This is a genomic window from Rubellimicrobium sp. CFH 75288 (genome assembly GCF_009904055.1).
In the GTDB taxonomy this organism is placed as follows: domain Bacteria; phylum Pseudomonadota; class Alphaproteobacteria; order Rhodobacterales; family Rhodobacteraceae; genus Rubellimicrobium.
The window spans coordinates 181616-205213 of record NZ_WYDP01000003.1; the positions used below are offsets into that span (position 1 = coordinate 181616).

22 protein-coding genes are annotated in these 23598 nt (G+C 72.5%); 14 read left to right on the plus strand and 8 right to left on the minus strand.

Translation table 11 applies throughout. The annotated features are described in order from the left end of the window. The first annotated feature begins 300 nt into the window (after positions 1-300). The 8 genes from GT358_RS04180 (at position 301) to uvrA (ending at position 11704) form a co-directional block, all read left to right on the plus strand. Positions 301-3474, plus strand: a complete 3174-nt coding sequence (locus GT358_RS04180) for an AsmA-like C-terminal region-containing protein (protein ID WP_166581327.1) — start codon at positions 301-303, stop codon at positions 3472-3474. A gap of 41 nt (positions 3475-3515) precedes the next feature. Next, positions 3516-4562 (plus strand): tRNA preQ1(34) S-adenosylmethionine ribosyltransferase-isomerase QueA, encoded by a 1047-nt coding sequence (gene queA / locus GT358_RS04185; RefSeq protein ID WP_166581328.1) that lies wholly within the window; start codon positions 3516-3518, stop codon positions 4560-4562. 82 nt (positions 4563-4644) lie between these two features. Next, positions 4645-5913: an MFS transporter gene (locus tag GT358_RS04190; protein ID WP_166581329.1), complete on the plus strand. Its 1269-nt coding sequence runs from the start codon at positions 4645-4647 to the stop codon at positions 5911-5913. Next, positions 5910-6506: a DUF924 family protein gene (locus tag GT358_RS04195; protein WP_208103320.1), complete on the plus strand. Its 597-nt coding sequence runs from the start codon at positions 5910-5912 to the stop codon at positions 6504-6506. The genes GT358_RS04190 and GT358_RS04195 overlap by 4 nt, the downstream gene beginning before the upstream one ends. 69 nt (positions 6507-6575) lie before the next feature. Then, positions 6576-7967: a dihydrolipoyl dehydrogenase gene (gene lpdA / locus GT358_RS04200; RefSeq protein ID WP_166581330.1), complete on the plus strand. Its 1392-nt coding sequence runs from the start codon at positions 6576-6578 to the stop codon at positions 7965-7967. A gap of 116 nt (positions 7968-8083) precedes the next feature. Beyond that, the gene (locus GT358_RS04205; protein WP_166581331.1) at positions 8084-8449 is read left to right on the plus strand and encodes a hypothetical protein; all 366 of its coding nucleotides are present in this window, start codon (positions 8084-8086) and stop codon (positions 8447-8449) included. After that, positions 8446-8724 carry a hypothetical protein gene (locus GT358_RS04210; RefSeq protein ID WP_166581332.1) on the plus strand — a complete coding sequence of 93 codons (279 nt, stop codon included), beginning with the start codon at positions 8446-8448 and terminating at the stop codon, positions 8722-8724. Before GT358_RS04205 ends, GT358_RS04210 begins: the two co-directional genes overlap by 4 nt. Positions 8725-8845: 121 nt before the next feature. Further along, on the plus strand, positions 8846-11704 hold the full coding sequence (gene uvrA / locus GT358_RS04215; protein WP_166581333.1) for an excinuclease ABC subunit UvrA: 2859 nt from the start codon (positions 8846-8848) through the stop codon (positions 11702-11704). Positions 11705-11707: 3 nt separating this feature from the next. Here the strand turns inward: uvrA and GT358_RS04220 are convergent, their stop codons facing one another. The 4 genes from GT358_RS04220 to GT358_RS04235 are packed head-to-tail and all read right to left on the minus strand — an operon-like array spanning position 11708 to position 15245. Then, on the minus strand, positions 11708-12196 hold the full coding sequence (locus GT358_RS04220; protein ID WP_166581334.1) for an isoprenylcysteine carboxyl methyltransferase family protein: 489 nt from the start codon (positions 12194-12196) through the stop codon (positions 11708-11710). Then, positions 12193-13251, minus strand: coding sequence for a type III polyketide synthase (locus GT358_RS04225; protein WP_166581335.1), 1059 nt, complete (start codon positions 13249-13251; stop codon positions 12193-12195). Before GT358_RS04225 ends, GT358_RS04220 begins: the two co-directional genes overlap by 4 nt. Positions 13252-13306: 55 nt before the next feature. Then, positions 13307-13744, minus strand: a complete 438-nt coding sequence (locus GT358_RS04230; protein WP_166581336.1) for a hypothetical protein — start codon at positions 13742-13744, stop codon at positions 13307-13309. A 1-nt stretch (position 13745) separates the two neighbouring features. Beyond that, entirely contained in the window at positions 13746-15245 is a 1500-nt protein-coding gene (locus GT358_RS04235; protein ID WP_166581337.1) for a CoA-acylating methylmalonate-semialdehyde dehydrogenase, read from the minus strand. A gap of 96 nt (positions 15246-15341) precedes the next feature. On the opposite strand from GT358_RS04235, the gene GT358_RS04240 reads away from it, so the two are divergent. The 4 genes from GT358_RS04240 to GT358_RS04255 all read left to right on the plus strand — a co-directional run bounded on the left by GT358_RS04240 (position 15342) and on the right by GT358_RS04255 (position 18369). Continuing rightward, positions 15342-16256, plus strand: coding sequence for a LysR family transcriptional regulator (locus GT358_RS04240; protein WP_166581338.1), 915 nt, complete (start codon positions 15342-15344; stop codon positions 16254-16256). Between the two features lie 18 nt (positions 16257-16274). Further along, positions 16275-16709 carry a CBS domain-containing protein gene (locus GT358_RS04245; protein ID WP_166581339.1) on the plus strand — a complete coding sequence of 145 codons (435 nt, stop codon included), beginning with the start codon at positions 16275-16277 and terminating at the stop codon, positions 16707-16709. Further along, a complete protein-coding gene (gene coaD, locus GT358_RS04250) occupies positions 16710-17207 on the plus strand; it encodes a pantetheine-phosphate adenylyltransferase (protein WP_166581340.1) in 498 nt (165 codons plus the stop codon). Positions 17208-17286: 79 nt separating this feature from the next. Next, positions 17287-18369: a L,D-transpeptidase gene (locus GT358_RS04255; protein WP_166581341.1), complete on the plus strand. Its 1083-nt coding sequence runs from the start codon at positions 17287-17289 to the stop codon at positions 18367-18369. 49 nt (positions 18370-18418) lie between these two features. Here GT358_RS04255 and gap read toward each other — a convergent pair whose 3' ends face one another. The 3 genes from gap to tkt all read right to left on the minus strand — a co-directional run bounded on the left by gap (position 18419) and on the right by tkt (position 21695). After that, complete coding sequence (gene gap, locus GT358_RS04260) at positions 18419-19438, minus strand: type I glyceraldehyde-3-phosphate dehydrogenase (RefSeq protein WP_166581342.1); 1020 nt, start codon at positions 19436-19438, stop codon at positions 18419-18421. Between the two features lie 94 nt (positions 19439-19532). Then, a complete protein-coding gene (locus tag GT358_RS04265) occupies positions 19533-19673 on the minus strand; it encodes a hypothetical protein (RefSeq protein ID WP_166581343.1) in 141 nt (46 codons plus the stop codon). A gap of 12 nt (positions 19674-19685) precedes the next feature. Next, complete coding sequence (tkt, locus tag GT358_RS04270) at positions 19686-21695, minus strand: transketolase (RefSeq protein WP_166581344.1); 2010 nt, start codon at positions 21693-21695, stop codon at positions 19686-19688. Positions 21696-21880: 185 nt separating this feature from the next. On the opposite strand from tkt, the gene GT358_RS04275 reads away from it, so the two are divergent. Then, on the plus strand, positions 21881-22282 hold the full coding sequence (locus GT358_RS04275) for a hypothetical protein (protein WP_166581345.1): 402 nt from the start codon (positions 21881-21883) through the stop codon (positions 22280-22282). Position 22283: 1 nt separating this feature from the next. Beyond that, positions 22284-22694 carry a cell division protein ZapA gene (locus tag GT358_RS04280; protein WP_166581346.1) on the plus strand — a complete coding sequence of 137 codons (411 nt, stop codon included), beginning with the start codon at positions 22284-22286 and terminating at the stop codon, positions 22692-22694. Between the two features lie 24 nt (positions 22695-22718). Here the strand turns inward: GT358_RS04280 and GT358_RS04285 are convergent, their stop codons facing one another. Beyond that, on the minus strand, positions 22719-23390 hold the full coding sequence (locus tag GT358_RS04285; protein ID WP_166581347.1) for a hypothetical protein: 672 nt from the start codon (positions 23388-23390) through the stop codon (positions 22719-22721). Positions 23391-23598 lie beyond the last annotated feature (208 nt).

Consider the following 23598-nt stretch of genomic DNA (forward strand, 5'->3'; position numbering starts at 1 on the left):
ATTCACGGAAGGGTGTGGCCGTGCGGCGCTTCCGTTTGTGCGGCCCTGCGGCGATGATGCAACGGAGGATCGAGCAGCCGTTCCAGAGGCATGACCCACCGCACCAGCGAGGCTTCCAGCCCCGAGGGGATTCCGCCGCCTCCGGAAGCCGGATCGCGGTCCGGTGGCGTGCCGCCCGAGCCGAGCGGAGGGGTGGTGCGGAACCCTGCCGTCCGGGGTGATGCCACGGCCTCTCCGGCGCCCGGGGCCCGGCGCCGCTCGAGACGGGGGCGTGGCCGCCTTCTTCTTGCCGCCGGCACGATGGTGCTGCTCGCGGGTGTCGCCGCGCTCCTGATGGTCGGGCGCGAGGTCGCGGCGCCGGACTGGTTGCGCCGCCACCTGGAGGCTGCCGCCACCGAAGCCCTGGGCGGGGCGGGGCTGGAGTTCGGGGCGATCACGCTGCGCATCCCGGCCGACCTGCGGCCCGGACTGCGCCTCGTGGATGTCCGCCTGCACGACCCGGAGGGCCGGCTGGTCGCGCGCGTGCCCGAGATCACGGCCACCCTCTCCCCGCGCGGGCTGCTGTTCGAGCGCCGCCCCCTCATCCAGCACATCGGCGTGGTGGGCGCCGAGATCTGGGTGGGCCGGTCGGCGGACGGAAGCCTCGATCTGGCGGTGGGGACGGGCTCGGGCGGGCCGAGCCCGCTGGGCCGGGCCGCCGGGTTGTGGCAGCTGCCCGAGCGATTCGAACGGCTGTTCGACCATCCCCGGCTGGCGGCGCTGCGCCGCGTGGAGGTGACGGGGCTCGTGGCCAACTACGACGATCTGCGCGCGGGCCGGAGCTGGACGCTGGACGGAGGAAACCTGCTGCTCGACCTGTCGGGCGCACAGACCCGGCTGACGGCCGAGGTCACGCTTCTGTCGGGTCGCGCCTATGCGAGCCGCGCCCGCCTCGACTACGGCAGCCCGCGCGGCAGCCCGGAGGCCCGCTTCGGCCTGGTGCTGACCGATGTGGCCGCCCGCGACGTGGCCAGCCAGAGCCCCGCGCTGGCCTGGCTGGGCGCCGTGGATGCGCCCGTCTCGGCCGCGCTGAGGGGGAGCATCGATGCCGGGGGCGGTCTCGGGCCGCTGGCCCTCGCGCTCAAGGTCGCGCCGGGCGAGCTGCGGCCCGATCCCCGCGCGCCGGGGATCGCCTTCGACCTGGCGCGCGCGTATCTGGCCTATGACCCGGCGGCCCAGGAGATCCGGTTCGACCGGCTGGAGATCCAGAGCGAGCGCGGCGCCGTGACGGGCGCAGGCGTCGCCTGGCCCGAGGAGTTCCGCGCCGGACTGCCGAGGGCGCTGGTCGGCCAGTTCCGGCTGACGGATGTGGTCATCGCCTCGCCCGGTCTCTATCCCGAGCCGCAGCACTGGCCCGAGGTGGCCGCGCAGATGAGGCTCCGTCTGGACCCCTTCGCGGTCGAGGTGGCGCAGGCCGAGGTCGCCCTGCCGGACGGCGACGGCCGGCTGGTGGCGCAAGGGCGCCTCGCGCCGGCGGCAGGGGGCTGGGAGGTGGCGCTCGACGGCCGGCTGGACCGGGTGGGGCGCGAGCGCGTGCTGGCGGTCTGGCCTCCCGGCCTGCGTCCGGGCCTGCGGGCCTGGGTCGAGCAGCACGTGTCCGCCGCGCAGTTCGAGGACGTGACGGTGGCGCTCCGGCTCGGGCCGGGGCAGCCGGCGCGCTTCGCCCTCTCTGCCCCCTTCCACGAGGGCGCCGTCCGCCCTCTGGCCTCGCATCCGCCGGTCGAGGGCGCGGCCGGGGTGCTGTCCTGGAGCGACGGAGGCTTTGCGCTCCGGCTCGACCGGGGCTGGACCGTGCCGCGGCAGGGGGGCACCGTGGATCTCGGGGGGACGGGCTTCGTCATACCCCCTTCGGACGATCCGCGGGTGCCGGCCCGGGTCGATCTTGTGGCGGCAGGGTCCGTGGAGGGAGCGCTGGCGCTGCTCGACGAGCCGCCCTGGTCCGTGCTGACGAGGGCCGGCCTGCCCGTGGACCTGGCCGAAGGGCGCGCCGAGATTGCGGGGCGCGTGGATCTGCTGCTCGGCGGGATGGGGCCGGGGGACCTGCGCTACGACGTGGCGGCCTCCCTCCGTGATGTGGAGAGCGCGGTGCTGGTGCCGGGGCGGCGTCTGACGGCGGACCGGCTGGCCGTCCGCGCGACCGAGGCCGAGGTCCTTGTGGAAGGCGCGGCGCGCCTGGACGGCGTTCCGCTGACGGGACGGTGGCGGCAGGTCCATGCCGAAGGCGGCCGGTCGCGCGTCGAGGCCGACGGCGTCCTCACCCCGGCGACCCTCGCGGCGTTCGGTGTCGCCCTGCCGCCCGGCACGGTGAGGGGGGAAGGGCGGGCCTCGGTCGTCCTGGATCTGGTGCCGGGGTCGGCGCCGGTCTTGTCCGTCCGGTCCGACCTGGCCGGTCTGTCGCTGTCCCTTCCCCAGATCGGCTGGTCCAAGGGGGCGGCGACCCGGGGCACGTTCGCGCTCGAGGGCCGGCTCGGCGCACCGCCCGTGTTCGACAGCCTGACCCTCGCAGCGCCGGGCCTGTCGGCTGCGGGCCGGCTCGTGCTCGGAGCGGATGGCGGGTTCCGGCGGCTCGACCTGTCCCGCCTGCGCGTGGGGGACTGGCTCGATGCGCCCGTGGCGCTGATCGGGGCGGAGCCGCGGGTCGAGCTGCGCGGCGGGGCCCTGGACCTGCGTCGCGCAGCCCTTGGCGGAACGGGCGGCGAAGGCGGCGGGGGCCCGGTCGCCGTGGCGCTCGACCGTCTGCAGGTGACCGATGCCATCGCGCTCACCCGCTTCGAGGGCGAGTTCACCACCGCGCGCGGGCTGGAGGGCGAGTTCACGGCCCAAGTCAACGAAGGACCTCGCGTCGTCGGCCGCGTCGCCCCCCAGGCGGGCCGCGTCGGCGTGCGCATCCGCGGCGACAATGCGGGGGCGGTAATGCGCGCCGCCGGCCTGTTCGAGCGGGCCGAGGGCGGCTCGCTCGACCTCTTGCTTCTGCCGGTGGACGACGCCGCTTACAGCGGCGAGCTGTTTGTCCAGGGGTTGCGCGTGCGCGACGCGCCCGCCCTCGCCTCGCTGCTCAATGCCGCTTCGGTGGTGGGACTTCTCCAGCAGCTCGGCGGACAGGGCATCCTGTTCGACGAGGTCCGGGGAGAGTTCCGGCTCGATCCGCGACAGGTCACCGTCTCGCGCTCGAGCGCCGTGGGGGCGGGGCTGGGCCTGTCGCTCGACGGCATCTACGACCTCGCGCTCGGCCGGATGGACTTCCAGGGGGTGTTGTCGCCCTTCTACCTCGTCAACGGGATCGGGGCGATCCTGACGCGGCGGGGCGAAGGGCTGATCGGATTCAACTTCCGCCTCCGCGGCGATCCGGCGGCCCCGCAGGTCTCGGTCAACCCGCTCTCGGCCCTCACCCCCGGCTTCTTCCGCGAGATCTTCCGCCGTCCCCCGCCGGTCTGACAATCCTTGCGGCGCGTCGGCTCCGGCCCTAGTTGGCCGCCATGCGCCTGTCCGACTTCGACTTCGACCTGCCCGAGCGGCTGATCGCCACGCGACCCGCCCGCCCCCGCTCCTCGGCGCGGCTGCTCGTGGCGACGCCCGACCGGATCGAGGACCGGATCGTGGCCGACCTGCCGGACATCCTGCGTCCCGGCGACCGCCTCGTGCTCAACGACACGCGCGTGATCCCCGCCCGCCTCCACGGCACGCGCCGGCGCGGCGAGGCGGTGGCGCGGATCGAGGCCACGCTGATCGAGGACCGGGGCGAGGGGCTCTGGGCCGCCCTCGTCCGGCCGCTGCGCAAGCTGCGCGAGGGCGAAACGGTGGAGTTCGGCGAGGGTCTTTCGGCCCGCTTCGAGGGCACCGATGCCGAGGCCGCGCTGCTGCGCTTCGCCCTCTCGCCCGAGGCCTTCGCCGAGGCGCTCGCCCGCGCGGGCTCCATGCCGCTGCCCCCCTATATCGAGGCGCTGCGCCCCGCCGACGACGCCGACCGCGAGGATTACCAGACCGTCTGGGCCGCGCGCGACGGCGCCGTGGCCGCGCCCACGGCGTCGCTCCATTTCGACCGGCCGCTGCTCGAGGCGCTCGCCGCCCGCGGCATCGCCTTCACCCATGTCACGCTCCATGTCGGCGCGGGGACGTTCCTGCCCGTCAAGGTGGACGCCATCGCCGATCACCGCATGCATGCCGAATGGGGCGAGATCACGGACGAGGCGGCTGCCGCCATCGCCGCGACCCGGGCCGAGGGGGGGCGGGTGATTCCCGTGGGCACCACCGCCATGCGCCTTCTCGAGACGGCCGCGCAGGCGTCGGGTGCCGTGGAGCCCTGGCGGGGCGAGACGGACATCTTCATCACGCCGGGCTTCCGCTTCCGCGCCAGCGACGGGCTGATGACCAACTTCCACCTGCCGCGCAGCACGCTGATGATGCTCGTATCGGCCTTTCTGGGTCTCGAGCGGATCCGGGAAGTCTATGCCCACGCGATCGCGGCGGGCTACCGCTTCTTTTCCTACGGCGACGCGTCGCTCCTGCTGCCGGGGGGACGTTAGAGCGACAGGCCCTGTCGCCTGTGGATAAGCCGGGGCTCTCCGGCCGGGCTAGGGGACAGGGCAGCAGAGCGGGGGTGGCGCGATGATCCAGGTTCTCGGCAGCGCCTGGGCGCTACTGCTCGGGATGTACTTCCTGATGATCGGCAACGGCCTGCAGGGCACGCTGCTGGGGCTGCGGGCGCAGGCCGAGGGATTCGCCACGCTCGAGATCAGCGTGGTCATGTCGGCCTATTTCGTGGGCTTCCTGTTCGCCTCGCGGCTGGCACCCGTTCTGATCGCACGGGTCGGGCATGTGCGGGTGTTCTCGGCCCTCGGCTCCATGATCTCGGCCATCCTCATCCTCTACCCGCTGTTCCCCGAGCCCTGGGCCTGGGCGCTGGGGCGGGTCGTGATCGGATTCTGCTATTGCGGGGTCTACATCACCGCCGAATCGTGGCTGAACGCGGCCGCCTCCAACGCCCACCGGGGCAAGGCGCTGTCGCTCTACATGGCGGTGCAGATGGGGGGCATCATCACGGCGCAATGGCTGGTGGCGCAGGGCGACGTGATGGGTTTTGCCGTGTTCATCATCCCCTCGGTCCTCGTCTCGCTCAGCTTCGCGCCCGTGCTGCTTTCGGCCACGCAGACGACCCCCGCCTTCGCCGACACCAAGCCGCTCAGCATCCGCCGCCTGCTCCATGCCTCGCCGCTCGCCTGCGCGGGGATGTTCCTGCTCGGCTCGGTGTTTGCGGCGCAGTTCGGGATGTCGGCGGTCTATGGCACCCGCGCCGGCATGACCGAGGGGCAGATCGCGCTGATGGTCTCGCTCACCTACACGGCCGCGCTGCTGGCGCAGTATCCGATCGGGTGGCTGTCGGACCGGATGGACCGGCGGGTGCTGATCCTGGGCCTGGCGGCGCTGGGCGGCCTCGGGGCGGCGCTGGCGCTGGTCCTGCCGGGACCGGTCTGGATCGCGCTGGCGGCCGCGGCGGTGGTGGGGGGCACGTCCAACCCGCTCTACGCCCTCTTGATCGCCTATGCCAACGACTACCTCGAGAAGGGGGACATGGCCGCGGCCTCGGCCGGGCTTCTGTTCATCAACGGGCTGGGCGCCATCGCCGGGCCGGTCCTCGTGGGGTGGGTCATGGATGCGGGCGGCGCACAGGGCTTCTGGGGCATCATCGCGGCGGTGATGCTGGCGCTCGCGGCCTATGCCGCCTGGCGGATGCGGGCCGCGCCGGGGCGCGAGATCGTCGGCGACCGGACCGCCTTCACCCCCGTGCCCGTGGCCGCCACGCCTGTGGCCGCCATGCTCGAGGACGCCGCCGATCCGCCGACCGACGGCGGGCCGCGCAACAGGGAGGCCGCATGACCGCCACGATCCCCGGTCCCGACGACGTCACGGCCTTCTGGCTCGAGGAGGTGGGCGAGGCGCGCTGGTATGCGAGCGACGACGCGCTGGACGCGGCGATCCGCGACCGGTTCGGTTCCGCCTGGGCCGAGGCGGCGCGGGGCCGGCTGGGGCACTGGATGGCCACCGCCCCGGGCGCGCTGGGCTATCTCATCCTGCTCGACCAGTTTCCGCGCAACATGTTCCGCGGAGAGGCGCGCGCCTTCGCCACCGACGGGCGGGCACGGGTGGCGGCCAAGACGGCGATCGGCCGCGGCTGGGACCTGCGCATCCCCGAGCCCGAGCGGCAGTTCTTCTACCTGCCGCTGATGCACAGCGAGGTGCTGGTGGACCAGGACCGCACCGTGCGGCTGTTCCTGTCGCGGATGCCCGAGACCGGCGCGGACGGCCTTCTCCATGCGCTCGCCCATCGCGAGCAGATCCGCCGCTTCGGCCGCTTTCCCGGCCGCAATGCCGCGCTGGGCCGCCAGAGCACCCCGGAGGAGGAGGCCTTCCTGGCCGAGGGGGGCCAGTACGCCCTGTATCAGCGGATCAAGGCTGCCCGCGCGGCCTGAGCGCGCCTGCTGGCCGCCGCCGCGGGGGCGGGCTACCATCGCCCCCGGAACACTCACGGAGGGCGGCGCATGGCGGGTGATCGGTTCGACACGGTGGTGATCGGTGCGGGGCCGGGGGGGTATGTCTGCGCCATCCGCGCCGCGCAGCTGGGCCAGACGGTCTGCGTCGTCGAACGCGAGCATCTGGGCGGCATCTGCCTCAACTGGGGCTGCATCCCGACCAAGGCCATGCTGCGCTCGGCCGAGGTGTTCCACCTCATGCACCGGGCCAAGGAGTTCGGGCTGAAGGCCGAGGGGATCGGCTACGACCTGGAGGCGGTGGTCAAGCGCTCGCGCGGGGTGGCCAAGCAGCTTGCGGGCGGGGTGGGGCACCTGCTCAGGAAGAACAAGGTCACCGTCGTGATGGGAGAGGCGCGCCTGGCGGGCAAGGGCCGCGTCGCGGTCAAGACCGACAAGGGGGAGCGCACCCTCGAGGCGGGGGCCATCGTCATCGCCACCGGCGCCCGCGCCCGCGCCCTGCCGGGGATGGAGCCGGACGGGGACCTGATCTGGAACTACAAGCACGCGCTCCAGCCGCCGCGGATGCCCAGGGACCTGCTGGTGATCGGGTCGGGAGCCATCGGGATCGAGTTCGCGTCCTTCTTCAACGCCCTGGGTGCCAAGGTGACCGTTGCCGAGGCCGTGGACCGCATCCTGCCCGTCGAGGACGAGGAGATCAGCGCCTTTGCCCGCAAGCAGTTCACCAAGCTGGGCATGACGATCCGCGAGGGGGCCAGGGTCTCGCTCGAGAAGGGCAAGGGCAAGGTCAAGGCCCGCATCGAGGCCGGCGGCAAGACCGAGGAGGCCGAGTTCGACACCGTCATCTCGGCGGTGGGGATCGTCGGCAATGTCGAGGGGATCGGGCTGGAGGAGATGGGCATCCGCGTCGAGCGCGCCCATATCGTCACGGACGAGTACTGCCGCACCGGGGTCGAGGGGATCTGGGCCATCGGCGACGTGGCCGGGGCCCCCTGGCTCGCCCACAAGGCATCCCACGAGGGCGTCATGGTGGCCGAGATGATCGCCGGCCGGAAGGTCCACCCGATCAAGCCCGGCTCCATCGCGGGGTGCACCTACTGCAATCCCCAGATCGCCTCGGTCGGCTGGACCGAGAAGCGCGCGCGCGAGGAAGGCCACGAGGTGCGCGTCGGCCGCTTCCCCTTTGTGGGCAACGGCAAGGCCATCGCGCTGGGCGAGCCCGAGGGGATGGTCAAGACCGTGTTCGACGCCAAGACCGGCGAGCTTCTGGGCGCGCACATGATCGGCGCCGAGGTGACCGAACTGATCCAGGGCTATGTCGTCGCCCGCACGCTGGAGACGACCGAGGCCGAGCTGATGGAGACGGTGTTCCCGCATCCCACCCTCTCCGAGATGATGCACGAGGCCGTCCTCGACGCCTATGGCCGCGTGATCCACTTCTGAAGCCTCCTGTCTGCGGAAAGGGGGGCGATTCGCCCCCGGCCCCTCCGGTCTAGCAGGAACAGGTGAACAGGCGGTTAACGGCTCGCCTCGGGGCAGAGCACTGGCCAGAACGAAACATGAACATTATTCTCCTTCCGGTAGAACGGGCCGACTCGGCCCCGATCAGGCTTGAAATGTCCCACCGCGTCGTCATCTTCCCCTCCATGAACGCGCATCCCGCCCAGCGAGCGATGGTCAGCCCGACGCTTGGGGACTGGAACCGCTTCTGCCGCGAGAAGGGGATCGGGGTCATGCGGCCCTGCCCCCGCTGCGGAGCGCCCGGACAGGTGGGCGCGGACGAATCCGAGGATGGCCAGTCGATGGGCCCCCCCACCCCTGCGGACGTGCTGCGGATGCAGACGATGACGCAGGAATGCGACAATTGCGGCTACCAGATGACCTATTCGATGCGGCCCTTCGTGGACTGGCTCCTGTCCGCATGAGCGGACCCGTCATCGACTTCCGCAGACGCGACGGCGACGGCCCCGCGGGGGGCGACGGCTCGGGCGTGCTGGAGGAGCGCGTCCGTCGGCTCGAGGCCGACATGGCCGAGATCAAGGGCGACATCCGCGCCCTGCGCGGCGACGTGGCCGAACTCAAGGGCCGGGTGGCGATGCTGCCCGGCTATCAGGGCCTGATCGTGGTGCTGGGCGCGTTCGTGACCATGATCAGCGTGATCGTCGGCGTCGGCACCTTCCTGGTCAACTACGCACCCTGAGCGGTGCGGGCGGAGGACCGCCGCGTTCCCCTTCCGTTCGGTGATCCCCTTTCCCCCCGGACGCGTTTCGGCTAAGCAGTCGCGGCCCCCTCCCTCCCGCCGTTCCTCCCGGAGCCTCCTCATGCCCGAGCAGAAGTTCATCGAGGTGCGCGGCGCGCGCGAGCACAACCTCAAGAACGTCGATCTGGACATCCCCCGGGACAAGCTGGTGGTGGTCACCGGCCTGTCGGGGTCGGGCAAGTCGAGCCTCGCCTTCGACACGATCTATGCCGAGGGGCAGCGCCGCTATGTCGAGTCGCTCTCGGCCTATGCGCGCCAGTTCCTCGACATGATGGAAAAGCCCGATGTGGACCACATCTCGGGCCTGTCGCCCGCGATCTCCATCGAGCAGAAGACGACCTCGAAGAACCCCCGCTCGACCGTCGGGACGGTGACGGAGATCTACGACTACCTGCGCCTTCTGTTCGCGCGGGCAGGGACCCCTCATTCGCCCGCCACCGGCCTGCCCATCGAGGCGCAGCAGGTGCAGGACATGGTGGACCGCGTCATGGCCATGCCAGAGGGGACCCGCGGCTACCTGCTCGCCCCCATCGTGCGCGACCGCAAGGGCGAATACCGCAAGGAGCTGCTGGAGCTGCGCAAGCAGGGCTTCCAGCGGGTCAAGATCGACGGGTCCTTCCACGAGATCGAGGAGGCGCCCGCGCTCGACAAGAAGCTGCGCCACGACATCGACGTGGTGGTGGATCGCATCGTGGTGCGCCCCGGCCTCGAGACGCGGCTGGCCGACAGCTTCCGCACGGCGCTCGACCTCGCCGACGGGATTGCGGTGCTCGAGACCGCGCCGGCCGAGGGCGAGGGCGAGCGGATCACCTTCAGCGAGAAGTTCGCCTGCCCGGTCTCGGGCTTCACCATCGCCGAGATCGAGCCGCGGCTGTTCAGCTTCAACGCGCCCTACGGCGCCTGCCCGGCCTGCGACGGCCTGGGATCGGAGATGGTCTTCGACGAACGGCTGGTCGTTCCCGATGTCACGCGCAAGCTGAACGCGGGCGCCATCGCCCCCTGGGCGCGGTCCAAGTCTCCTTATGTCACCCAGACGATCGAGGCGCTGGCCCGCCACTACGCCTTCGACAAGACGGCGCGTTGGAAGGACATCCCCGAGCGCGCGCGCGAGGTGCTGCTGCACGGATCGGGCGGCGAGGAGATCGCCTTCCGCTACGACGAGGGGGGGCGCGTCTATCAGGTCCGCCGCCCCTTCGAGGGGGTGATCCCCAATCTCGAGCGGCGCTGGCGCGAGACCGATTCGGCCCTCGTGCGCGAGGACCTGGACCAGTATCGCAACGAGCGGCCCTGCGGCGCCTGCGGCGGCTTCCGCCTCAAGCCCGAGGCGCTGGCGGTCCGGATCGGCGGCCTCCATGTGGGCGAGGTGGTGCGCCTGTCGATCCGGCAGGCGCTGGCCTGGGCCGAGACGGTGCCGGCGGCGCTCTCGGCCCAGAAGAACGAGATCGCGCGCCCCATCCTCAAGGAGATCCGCGAGCGGCTGGGATTTCTGAACAATGTGGGCCTCGACTACCTGACGCTGAGCCGCAACGCCGGCACCCTCTCCGGCGGCGAGAGCCAGCGCATCCGGCTCGCCTCGCAGATCGGGTCGGGGCTCACGGGCGTGCTCTACGTTCTGGACGAGCCCTCGATCGGGCTGCACCAGCGCGACAACGACCGCCTGCTCGAGACGCTGCGGCGGCTGCGCGACGCGGGCAACACGGTAATCGTGGTCGAGCACGACGAGGACGCCATCCGCACGGCCGACTACGTCTTCGACATCGGCCCCGGCGCGGGCGTCCATGGCGGGCGCGTGGTCGCGCAAGGCACCCCGGCCGAGATCGAGGCCAACCCCGCCTCGCTGACCGGAGACTACCTCGCCGGGCGGCGCGAGATCCCGGTGCCGGCCCGGCGCCGGCCGGGCAACGGCAAGGCGCTGCGGGTGGTCAACGCCACGGGCAACAACCTGCGCGGCGTGACGGTGGAGTTTCCGCTGGGCCGCTTCGTCTGCGTCACCGGGGTGTCGGGCGGGGGCAAGTCCACGCTGACGATCGAGACGCTCTACAAGAACGCGGCCCTGACGCTGAACGGCGCGCGCGAGACGCCGGCCCCCTGCGACACGATCGAGGGATTCGGGCATCTCGACAAGGTCATCGACATCGACCAGCGCCCGATCGGGCGCACGCCGCGCTCGAACCCCGCGACCTATGTCGGCGCCTTTACCCCCATCCGCGACTGGTTCGCGGGCCTGCCCGAGGCGCAGGCGCGCGGCTACAAGCCCGGCCGCTTCAGCTTCAACGTCAAGGGCGGCCGCTGCGAGGCCTGCCAGGGCGACGGCGTCATCAGGATCGAGATGCACTTCCTGCCGGACGTCTATGTCACCTGCGAGACCTGCAAGGGCCGCCGCTACAACCGCGAGACGCTCGAGGTGCTGCACAAGGGCCGCAGCATCGCCGACGTGCTCGACATGACCGTGGAGGAGGCGCAGGACTTCTTCCGCGCCGTTCCCGCCATCCGCGAGAAGATGGACGCGCTGGTGCGCGTGGGGCTGGGCTATGTCCGCGTGGGCCAGCAGGCCACCACCCTCTCGGGCGGCGAGGCGCAGCGGGTGAAGCTCGCCAAGGAACTCTCGCGCCGCTCGACGGGCCGCACGCTCTACATCCTCGACGAGCCGACGACGGGCCTGCACTTCGAGGACGTGCGCAAGCTGCTCGAGGTGCTGCACGAGCTGGTGGATCAGGGCAACACCGTGGTGGTGATCGAGCACAACCTCGACGTGATCAAGACCGCCGACTGGATCATCGACATCGGGCCCGAGGGGGGCGACGGCGGCGGCCTGATCGTGGCCGAAGGCACGCCCGAGGACGTGGCCGCCCATCCCGACAGCCATACGGGCCGCTATCTGGGGCCGCTGCTCGCGCGGCGGCGGGTGGCGGCGGAATAGGGCTCAGCCCCCGCGCAGGGCCGCGTCCTCGGCCCGGATGCGCACGGCCAGCACCAGCGCGTTGAGCAGGCTGAACAGCATCGCCACCCAGACGAGGCCGAAGGCCAGCGGCAGGACGGCGATCTCGGCCGCGACCACGGCATAGTTCGGGTGGCGCAGCCAGCGGAACGGCCCCCCCGTGACCAGCGGGGCGCCGGGCAGGACGATGATCCGCGTCGTCCAGCGCCGCCCCAGCGTGGCGATCACCCAGATGCGCAGGGCCTGAAGGACGACGAACAGCCCCAGCCAGAACCACATGACGGGCTGGCCGGGCGCGAGGAGCCACAGCGCGACCAGCCAGCCCGCATGGACGGCGACGATCAGGGGATAATGGCCCGGCGCCACCTCGTAGGCCCCCCGTGCCAGCAGCGCGCGTGTGTTGGCCTGCGCCAGGACCAGCTCGCCCAGCCGTTGCAGCGTCACCAGCGCGAGGACGAGGACGGCGATGCTCATGCCGCGCGCAGGATCGCGGTCGAGGCGGTGAAGCCGGGGCCGAGCGCGGTGACCGCCTGCCGCCCCGACCCGAAGCCCGCGCGCTCGAGCACGAAGAGCGCAGTGGGCGCCGACATGTTGCCGCATTCGCGCAGCACCGCCCGCTCGTGGTCGAGGCTGCCCTGCGGCAGCCCCAGCGCGCGCTCGAGCGCGGCGACGACCTTGGCGCCGCCCGGATGACAGGTGAAGCGGTCGATCTCCGCCCGCGAGAGGCCCGCCCGGCCCAGGAGCGCGTCCATCGCCGCGCCCAGCCGCTCCTCGGCGAAGGGGGGGATGGCGCGGTCGAAGATCACGCCCAGGCCCGTCTCGGTCACGTCCCAGCCCATGATGCCCAGCGTGTCGGGCCAGCGATGCTCGGCCGCGGCCTCGACCTCGGCGACGCCCCCCTCGCCCGCGCGCAGCACGCAGGCCGCCGCCCCGTCGCCGAACAGCGCGGTGGCCACCAGGTTGGCCTTGGACGTGTCCTCGAGCCGGAAGGAGAGGGTGCACAGCTCGATCGTGACCATCAGCACGACATGCTCCGGCTCCCCCCGCGCGAGCCGCGCGGCGAGCCCCAGCCCCGTGATCCCGCCCGCGCAGCCCAGGCCGAAGACGGGGACGCGGTGGACATGGGGGCCGAACCCCATCCGCTCGGCGACGCGCGCCTCGATGGACGGTGTGGCGATCCCGGTGGAGGAGACGGTGACGACCGTGCCCACATCGGCCGCACGCAGCCCGGCGCGGTCCAGCGCGCGGCCTGCCGCCTCCACGAACAGCGCGTCCGCCCCGTTGAGATAGGCGGCCGTCCGGTCCGGCCAGCCGCGCGGCCGGAGGAACCATTCGAGCGGCACGACCGAGTGGCGCCGGTCGATCCCGGCCGAGGCGAAGATCGCCGACAGCCGCCCCCAATCCTCGATCCGGTCGCCCCACATCCGCGCCGCCTCGCGCGCGACATCCGCCTGGAGAAGCCGGTGGGGCGGCAGCGCGGTGGCCAGGCTGAGGAGCCGGACGGGGGCTCCGGCGGCTTGGATGGTCATGGGCGCTCCGATCCGGGGCCGTCTCGGAGGGCTACGGGCGGCGCAGGGCGGCGGATCAGCCCGCCGCGCCCTGCGGCTCGATCCACGGGGTGGTCGACTCCAGCGCGTCGGGCGGCAGCCCCAGGATCTCGAGCGCGCCGGCGATGCCGTCCTGCAGGCGGATGACGGCGCCCAGCACCCCGTCCCAGGAGCGCATGACGAGCCCCGCCATCGCCCGGGCGGGGGGCGACTCGGCGACCATGACCATGATCGTCTCCTCTGCCCCTTCGATGAGCGGACCGGACAGTTCGGCCTGCATGCGCAGAAAGGCCGCATAGTTGCGTTCGTAGCCCGTCACCGCCCGCAGGTCCACGAGATGCCGCAGGCCGGGCCGGAACTCGGGATGGCCGAGGCAGATGCGCAGCCCCCGCGCCGTCTCATCGATGCCGGCCACGCCCCAGTAGCGCACATGGATGAGGCGCGCGGCCGGCAGGATGCGGAAGGCGAGGGGCACGTCACTCCATCTGGCGGAAGTTGAAGGCTGCTCCTTCCTTGATGCCAGAGGGCCAGCGCGCTGTCACGGTCTTGGTGCGGGTGTAGAAGCGGAAGGAATCGGGCCCGTGCTGGTTGAGGTCGCCGAAGGCCGACCGCTTCCACCCGCCGAAGGTGTGATAGGCCAGCGGCACCGGGATGGGCACGTTGATCCCCACCATTCCCACCTGGACCCGCGCCGCGAAGTCGCGGGCCGTGTCGCCGTCGCGGGTGAAGATCGCGGTGCCGTTGCCGTATTCGTGGTCGGTGGCCAGCGCCAGCGCCTCCTCGTAGGACCCCGCACGCACGGTGCTGAGGACGGGTCCGAAGATCTCCTTGCGGTAGATCTCCATGTCGCGGGTGACGCGGTCGAACAGGTGCGGCCCGACAAAGAACCCGTTCTCGTAGCCCTGCAGCCGGAAGTCGCGCCCGTCCACGACCAGCTCGGCCCCCTCGCGCAGGCCCGATTCCACGAGGCGCAGGATGTTCTCGCGGGCCGCGGCGGTGATGACGGGGCCGTAATCCACGTCCCGCCCGGCCGTGTAGGGGCCGACCTTCAGCTTCTCGATGCGCGGGACCAGCTTCCCGATCAGCCGGTCGGCCGTCTCCTCGCCCACGGGAACGGCGACCGAGATGGCCATGCACCGCTCGCCCGCGGCGCCGTAGCCCGCCCCCACCAGCGCGTCGGCCGCCTGGTCCAGGTCGGCGTCGGGCATGACGATCATGTGGTTCTTGGCCCCGCCGAAGGCCTGCACGCGCTTGCCGTGCGCGGCGCCGCGCTCGTAGATGTAGGCCGCGATCGGGGTGGAGCCCACGAACCCCACCGAGGCGATGCCCGGATGCTCGAGGATCGCATCCACCGCCTCCTTGTCGCCGTTGACGACCTGCAGGATGCCGGGCGGCAGCCCCGCCTCCTCCATCAGCGCGGCCAGCATCAGCGGCACGGTCGGCGCGCGCTCGCTGGGCTTGAGGATGAAGGCGTTGCCGCAGGCGATGGCGGGGGCGAACATCCACATCGGGATCATGGCCGGGAAGTTGAAGGGCGTGATCCCCGCGGATACCCCCAGCGGCTGGCGCATCGAATACATGTCGATGCCGGGGCCCGCGCCGTCCGTGAACTCGCCCTTGAGCAGGTGCGGCGCGCCGATGCAGAACTCGACCACCTCCAGCCCCCGCTGGATGTCGCCCGCGGCGTCGGGCAGCGTCTTGCCGTGCTCGCGGGAGAGCGCCTCCGAGAGCGCCTCCATGTCGCGGTGGAGCAGCTCGACCATGCGCATCATCACCCGCGCGCGGCGCTGGGGGTTGACGGCGGCCCATTTCGGCTGCGCGGCCGCCGCCACCTGCACGGCGCGGTCCACCTCGTCGCGGCCCGCGAGCGCGACGCGCGCCTGCACCTCGCCCGTGGCGGGGTTGAACACGTCCCCGAAGCGGCCCGAGCGGCCCTCGACGCGCTCGCCTCCGATATGGTGCCCGATCTCCGTCATCGCATCCTCCCTTCCGGCCATGCGGCCGCTCTAGCGTTGCACGGGCGCGGCTCCAAGCGGCATGATGCCAAAGCGATCTTGCAGGGATGCAAGGGAATGGACTGGGACGACCTGCGCGTGTTCCTCGGCGTGGCGCGGACGGGGGGTCTGTCGGCCGCGGCGCCGGGTCTGCGGATGGACCCCGCCACGGTGGGGCGCCGCGTGGCCCGGCTCGAGCAGGCGCTGGGCCTCGCGCTGTTTCTCAAGGGTCCCGGCGGCTATGCCCTGACCGAGGCGGGCGCGCGCCTGCTGCCCCATGCCGAAGCCGCCGAGGAGGCCGCGCGCCTGGCGGCCGAGGCGGGGCGCGGCGGGGCAGGGGGCCTGTCGGGGCAGGTGCGGATCGGGGCGCCCGACGGCTGCGCCAACTTCCTTCTGCCGCAGGTGGCCGCGCGCCTCCGCGCCGTCAATCCGGGGCTCGAGATCCAGATCCTCGCCCTGCCGCGCATGGTGTCGCTGTCGCGGCGCGAGGCGGATTTCGCCGTCACGCTGACCCCGCCGGACGGCGGGCGCCTCGTCGTGCGCAAGGTCTCCGAATACCGGCTCCACCTCGCGCAGCGGCGCGACGCGCCCCCCGTCCGCACCCCTGAGGACCTGCGCGGCCGCCCCGTGGTGGGCTACATCCCCGACATGATCTTCGACCGCGCGCTGGATTACGGGCCCGAGGCAGGGTTGCCGCCGCCCGCCCTTGCCTCCAACGCGGTCGCGGTCCAGCTCATGCTGCTGCGGCAGGGGGGCGTGGGGGTGGTCCACGACTTCGCGCTGCCCTTCGCGCCGGAACTGGGCCGCATCCTGACCGACCGGGTCAGCCTGCGCCGCGCCTATTTCCTCGTGAGGCACGACGCGGACCGGCGGTCCGAGCGGATGAACCGCATCGCCGCCGCCCTGACGGAGGGTCTCAGGGCCGAGATCGCGCGGCTCGAGGCCGAGGTTGCCTTGACAGAGGCCTCACGCGGGCGTGACGTGGAGGGGTGAGCCACAAGGGAGGGCGCCATGCTCGTGCGGCAGATCCTGAAGTCCAAGGGCTCGGACACCGTCCTGACGATCTGTCCCGATGCCACCGTGGCCGAGGCGGCGCGGATGCTGTCGGAGCGGCGGATCGGCTGCCTCGTGGTCAGTCGCGACGGCGCGACCCCGATCGGCATGATCTCGGAGCGCGACATCGTCCGCGAGGTGGGCACGCGCGGCGCCGCCTGCCTGCAGGAGCGGGTCGAGCAGCTGATGACCGCCCGCGTCGTCACCTGCGGCTGCGACGACCAGGCCGACGCGGTTCTGGGCCAGATGACCGAGGGACGCTTCCGCCACCTGCCGGTGATGGACGACGGCCGCATGGTGGGCCTCGTCTCCATCGGCGACGTGGTCAAGGCCCGCCTGAGCGAACTGGCGATGGAAAAGGATGCCCTCGAAGGCATGATCAAGGGCTTCTGAATGCGCATCGGCCTCTATCCGGGCACCTTCGACCCGGTCACCTTCGGCCATGCCGACATCATTCGCCGTGCCTGCCGCCTGGTGGACCGCCTCGTGATCGGGGTGGCGATCAACCGCGACAAGGGCCCGCTCTTTCCGCTTGAGGAGCGCGTGGCGCTGCTCGAGGGCGAGATCGCCCCGCTGGCCGCCGTCACGGGGGCCGAGATCGTCGTGCACCCGTTCGAGAACCTGCTGATCGACTGCGCGCGCGAGGTGGGCGCGGGCGTGATCGTGCGGGGCCTGCGCGCCGTGGCCGACTTCGAATACGAGTTCCAGATGGTCGGCATGAACCGCGCGCTGGACGATTCCATCGAGACGGTGTTCCTGATGGCCGAGGCGCGCCACCAGGCCATCGCCTCGCGCCTCGTCAAGGAGATCGCACGCCTCGGGGGCGACGTGTCGCGCTTCGTCTCGCCCGAGGTGCGTGCGGCGCTCGCGCGCCGGTTCGCGGCCGGCTGACGCCACGGCAGGCAGGGAAGAGGCCGAACGCGCCGGCGCCTCGGCGCGTTGGGTCGGCAGAAAACCGCCGGAGTTTCCCATGCGCCCCGTCCTTCTGTCCCTTGCCGCCCTGTTCGCGGCGGCCACGCCTGCCCTGGCCCAGGTCAGCCCCGACGCCCTGGAGGAGGCAAGCTGGGAGAGCGGAGACCTGCCGGAGGGGCAGAGCGCCCTGACGGCCCGGGTCCAGATCCTGCTGGCGCGGGCCGGCATCTCGCCCGGCCCCGTGGACGGGTTCAGCGGTCCCATGTCCGAGACGGCCCTCGCCGCCTTCGAGGAGCGGGAGGGTCTGCCCGTTGACGGCCGCATGGACGAGGCGGTGTGGTCCGCCTTGTCCATCCACGCGGACGAGCCCCTGACCACCACCTACACGATCACCGACGCGGACCATGCCGACCTGGCCGACGCGATTCCCGACGACTGGGAGGGCAAGGCCGCGATGCCCCATCTCAACCATGTCCGCGTCACCGAGCGTCTGGCCGAGCGGTTCGGCATGGCCGAGGGCTTTCTCGAGGCGCTGAATCCCGGCGCCTCCTTCGCCCCCGGCGAGGAGATCGCCGTGATCGACCGCGGCCCCGCCCCCGAGGCCGAGGTGACGCGGATCGAGGTGCGCAAGGACCTCTCCCGGCTGGCGGCCTTCGACGCGATGGGGCAGATGGTGGCCAACTACCCGGTCACCATCGGCAGCGAGACGACGCCCTCGCCTTCGGGCGTGCACAGCGTCGAGGTGGTCGTGTTCGACCCCGACTACACCTACAACCCCGAGACCTTCGGCAACGAGGGGGACGTGCTGATCCTGCCCCCCGGCCCCAACGGCCCCGTGGGCTCGGTCTGGATCGGGCTGTCCGAGCCGGGCTACGGCCTGCACGGCACGCCCGAGCCCGAGGGGCTGTTCAATGCCGCCTCCTCGGGCTGCGTGCGGCTGGCCAATTTCGACGCCGAGGAACTGGCCGGCATGGTCCAGGTCGGCGCCACGGTCGTGTTCCTCGAGGCCGATGACGCGCTGGGCGAGGCCGCCCTGCGGGTGGAGGATCTGGGCCCCGCTGCAGCCGACGACGCCGGATCGGCCGAGGCCGCCGACAACGGAGAGGCCGGGGCCGAGGCCGGGGAGGCAACCGATTCCTAGGGCTGCCGCAGGGGCGCCGGGCCGGCAGGCCGGCGCCCCGCCCGGGCGGTCAGATCAGCTTGCCCATCGCCACGGCCGTGTCGGCCATCCGGCACGAGAAGCCCCATTCGTTGTCGTACCACGACAGCACGCGGCACAGCGTGCCCCCCATGACCTTGGTCTGGTCCATGTGGAACACGGACGAATGGGGATCGTGGTTGAAGTCCGAGGAGACGAGCTTTTCGGTCGTGTAGCCCAGGATGCCCTTCAGCCGCCCCTCGGCCGCCTCGCGGATGGCGGCGTTGATCTCCTCGGGGCTGGTCTCGCGCGCGGCGACGAACTTGAAGTCCACGACCGAGACGTTGGGCGTGGGCACCCGGATCGCCACCCCGTCGAGCTTGCCGTTGAGGTCGGGCAGCACCTTGCCCACCGCCTTGGCCGCCCCGGTCGAGGTCGGGATCATCGACAGCGCCGCCGCGCGGGCGCGGTAGAGGTCCTTGTGCAGCGTGTCGAGCGTGGGCTGGTCGCCGGTATAGGAGTGGATCGTCGTCATGAAGCCGCGCTCGATCCCCACCGCCTCGTGCAGGACGGCCGCCACGGGTGCGAGGCAGTTGGTTGTGCAGGAGGCGTTGGAGACGACGTGATCCTCCGACTCCAGCGTGTCGTGGTTGACGCCGTAGACGATCGTCTTGAGCGGGCGGTCGGCGCTCCACTCGCCCGAGGCGGGGGCGGAGATGAGGACGCGCTTGGAGCCGTTCTTCAGATGCAGGGCCGCCTTCTGCGCGTCGGTGAAGATCCCGGTGCATTCCAGCGCCACGTCCACGTCCGACCAGGGCAGGGCGGCAGGATCGCGCTCGGCGGTCACGCGCATGGGACCGCGGCCGGCATCGATCGTGTCCTCCGTCGTCGTCACCGTGCCCGGAAAGCGCCCGTGCACCGAGTCGTAGCGCAGCAGGTGCGCGTTGGTCTCGACCGGCCCCAGATCGTTGATGGCGACCACCTCGATGTCGGTGCGCCCCGACTCGATGATGGCGCGGACGATGTTGCGCCCGATCCGGCCGAAGCCGTTGATCGCGACCTTGACTGCCATGGGCCGACCTCCTCTGCGCTGCCGGCGCCCTTGCGCCGTCGCGGCGCAACTTGGCGATTTCGGGCGGCGCGTCAACCGCGTCCGCCCCTGCCCCTCAGCGCCAGAAGGCCATCCACTCGACCAGCCGCGCTCCCTGCCGGGCCAGCGCGAGGCCGAGGCCCCAGCCCTGCCAGCGATCGACGAGCAGGGCGGCGACCACCGCCGCCGCCAGCACGAGGGCCAGACGGTCGCTCAAGCCCGGCCCCGGTCAGAGCCGCGCACGCACCGCTGCGGCGACCGCCTCCGGCGTGATGCCGAAGCGCTCGAACAGGACGGTGTCGGGAGCCGAGGCGCCGAAGCGGGTCATGCCGACGAATCCGGCCTTCGCCTCGCGGCCCCCGTCGCCCAGAAGCCACCGGTCCCAGCCCTGCCGCACGGCGGCCTCCACCGCCACGCGGACGGCGCCCGGCCCCAGCACGCGGCGGCGATAGGCTTCCTCCTGTTCGGCAAAGAGTTCCATGCAGGGCATGGACACCACGCGCGTGCCGATCCCCTCGGCCTCGAGCCGCTCGCGCGCGGCCAGCGCCACGCTCACCTCCGACCCCGTCGCCAGCAGGACCGCCTGCCGCCGGGCCTCCGCTTCGGCCAGGATGTAGGCGCCCCGCAGCGAGAGGTTCCGCGCCACATGCCGCGTGCGCACGGGGGGCAGGTTCTGCCGCGACAGGGCCAGAAGAGTCGGACCCTTGGCCGCCAGCGCGATCTCCCAGGCCTCGGCCGTCTCCACGGTGTCGGCGGGCCGGATCACCCGCAGGCCGGGGATGGCGCGCAGGGCCGCCAGATGCTCGACCGGCTGGTGGGTCGGCCCGTCCTCGCCCAGGCCGATCGAATCGTGGGTCATCACGTAGATCACCTTGGCCCCCATCAGGGCCGACAGCCGGATCGCGGGGCGCGCATAGTCGGAGAAGCACAGGAACGTGCCCCCGTAGGGCAGGACGCCCCCGTGCAGCGCCATCCCGTTCATCGCCGCGGCCATGCCGTGCTCGCGGATGCCCCAGTGGATGTAGCGCCCCTTGCGGTTGTCGGGGGCGAACACGCCCATGCCCTCGGTCTTGGTGTTGTTGGACCCCGTCAGGTCGGCCGAGCCGCCGATCGTCTCGGGCATCACCGCATTGACCGCCTCGAGCACGATCTCCGAGGACTTGCGCGTGGCCACGGGCTTGGACCCGATCGCGGCCTGCTTGACCCGTCCGATCGCCGCGGCCAGACGGCCGGGCGGCTCGCCCGCGGCCACGCGCTCGAACTCGCGCCGGCGCGCGGCGGGCAGCGCCTCCAGCCGCGCCTCCCATTCGGCGCGCGCCTGCCGTCCCCGCTCGCCCATCGCCTCCCAGCGGGCCTTGATGTCGGCGGGGATCTCGAAGGGGGGATGCTCCCAGCCGTAGGCCGCGCGCGTGTCCGCGATCAGCTGCGCGTCGGTCAGCGCCCCGTGCCCCTTGGCCGTGTCCTGCGCGGCCGAGCCCAGCGCGATATGCGTCCGGCACGCGATCATCGAGGGGCGCGGGTCCGCCACGGCGGCACGGATCGCGGCGTCGATCGCGTCCGGGTCGTGCCCGTCGATCGCCTGGACGTGCCATCCCGACGCGGCGAACCGCGCCCCCTGGTCGGTCGCGTCCGCCAGCGACACCTTGCCGTCGATCGTGATGCCGTTGTCGTCGAAGAACACGATCAGCCGACCCAGCCGCTGCATCCCCGCCAGGCTGATCGCCTCCTGGCTGATGCCCTCCATCAGGCAGCCGTCGCCCGCAAAGACCCAGGTGCGGTGGTCCATCACCTTGGGCCCGAAGCGCGCGCGCAGCGCCTCCTCGGCGATGGCCATGCCGACCGCGTTAGCCAGCCCCTGGCCCAGCGGGCCCGTGGTCGTCTCCACCCCGGCGGTGTGGTGCACCTCCGGATGGCCCGGCGTGCGCGACTCCCATTGCCGGAAGGCGCGGATCTCCTCCATCGGCATGTCCGGATAGCCCGTCAGGTGCAGCAGCGCATAGAGCAGCATCGAGCCGTGCCCGTTCGAGACCACGAAGCGGTCGCGGTCCGGCCAGAACGGGGCGGAGGGGTCGAACTTCAGGTGGCGGTCGAACAGGACGGTGGCGATGTCCGCCATGCCCATCGGCATCCCCGAATGCCCGGACTTCGCCGCCGCCACGGCATCGAGCGTCAGGACGCGGATCGCGGCGGCCAGCCGCCAGTGCTCGGGGTGGGCCTCGCGCAGGGCGGCGATGTCCATGGGAGTCCTCCTGTGGGGTCGCGGTTTCCTTAGCAGTCCTCTGCCCAAGATCAAGCACGGCCGCCAAGCCCCTTTCCCGACACGGGAAGCCGCGATTGCGGCTCGGGGCGGTTTGGCCTAGGCTCCGCCCGGACAGGCGGGCCCGGGCGCCCGCGAGGGACAGAGGACGAGGGCGGATGCACGGGATGGGCGAGGGCGACGAACCGGAGGGCCTGGCGCGACTCCGCCAAGCGCGGGAGCGGATCGCTGCCGCCCTGGCCGGAATCGCGCAAGGAGCCGAGGCGCTGGCCAGCCGCGCCGCGGAGGCGCCGAACCCCTCCGAACTCGACCGGCTGCGCGCCGAACTCGAGGAGGAGCGCCTCGCCAACGCGCAGCTCGAGGAGCGCATCCGCACCCTGCGCGAGCGCGAGCGCGAACGGGCCGCCGCCGGCGAGGATACCGCCCGCGCCGAGGTGGCGCGCCTGTCGGCCGAGCTGGAGGCTGCGCGCGGCGAGATCGCCCGCCTGTCGGCCGAGGCGGAGACGCGCCGCCGCGAGGTCGAGGCCGTCCTGGCCGAGCTTGTTCCCCTGGTCGAGGAGGCGCGCTGAGATGCCCCAGGTCGAGATCTCCGTGGGCGGCCGGCACTTCGAAGTGGCCTGCCAGCCCGGCGAGGAACCCTATCTGCGCTCCGCCGCCGCGCTCCTCGACGCCGAGGCGAGCGCGCTGTCCGAACAGATCGGCCGGATGCCCGAGGGGCGGATGCTGCTGATGGCGGGGCTGATGCTCGCCGACAAGACGGCCAGCCTCGAGGATCGCCTGCGGCAGGCCGAGGCCCGGGTCGCCGCGCTCGAATCGGCCGCGCGGACCCGTCCGCCCGAGGTCGAGGTGCCGGTCGAGGTCCGGGTCGTCCCGCCGGAAGCCATCCGCCTCATGGAAAGCGCTGCCGAGGAGGCCGAGGCGCTCGCGCGGGCGCTGGCCGAGATCGCGGGCGCGGCGCCTCCGGCACCGGCCCCGGGATGACCCGGCCTCCGCGCCCCGGGCCGGTCAGTCCGGCCCCAGCGTCCGGCTGAGGTCGAGGCAGAGGTCCACGAATCGCTCCATGGGCCCGGCATGGCCGATGGCGTGGCCCAGCCGGACCTGCATCCCCTCCGGCGACAGGATCAGGACCGGCCGGCCCCGCTCGCCCCGGACGACCGGCCGCCAGGCGCCGAGCAGACGCCCCAGATCCTCGAGCGGCGCGCGCCGCGACGGATCGGCATCGGCCAGCGCCACGAGGCCCGGACCGGCCTCGACGGGGCGCAGCGAGGCCGGAAGCCCCGCCAGATCGGGTCCCAGCTGCCGCGCGAGCACCGCGCCGCGATCAGGACCCGGGGCACGCATCGCCTCGGGCGCACCCTGCGGCCGCGCCACCAGCACCAGCGTCCCCTCGGCCCAGCGGGGGGCGCCGGCCTCGTAGAGGGTCGCGGGGGCCCCCGGTCCGGCTCCCGCGGGCCGCGCCTCGGCGACCCAGGGGTTGCCGCCCCGCGGGGCGAGGCGGAGCGTGCCCGCCCGGCCCAGCCGCTCGCCCGTGAGCGTCAGCGCCCAGCCGCGCCGTGCCGCCAGCGCCTGCAGCGCATCCAGACGTTCGGTCTCCATGCGGGCGCGCCACACATGCACCACGCCGCCGACCGCGGCGGCGAAGCCGAGCCCCAGCAGGATCTCGATGATCAGCGCCATGACGCCGCGCCGCCTGCCGGAGCGCTTCCGCCCCCCAGCGGCGGCGGGGCGCCGCACGGACGGGGCGGGGCAGCGGCTGGCAAGGCGGGAACCCGGACCGGTTGACGATGCCGCCAGTCAATCACAGCCGCAGGGGCGCTGCCTAGCGGGCGAGCGCGCGCAGGCTGCCGCACTGTTGCGCATCCGCCAGGACTTCGGGCACCCGCTG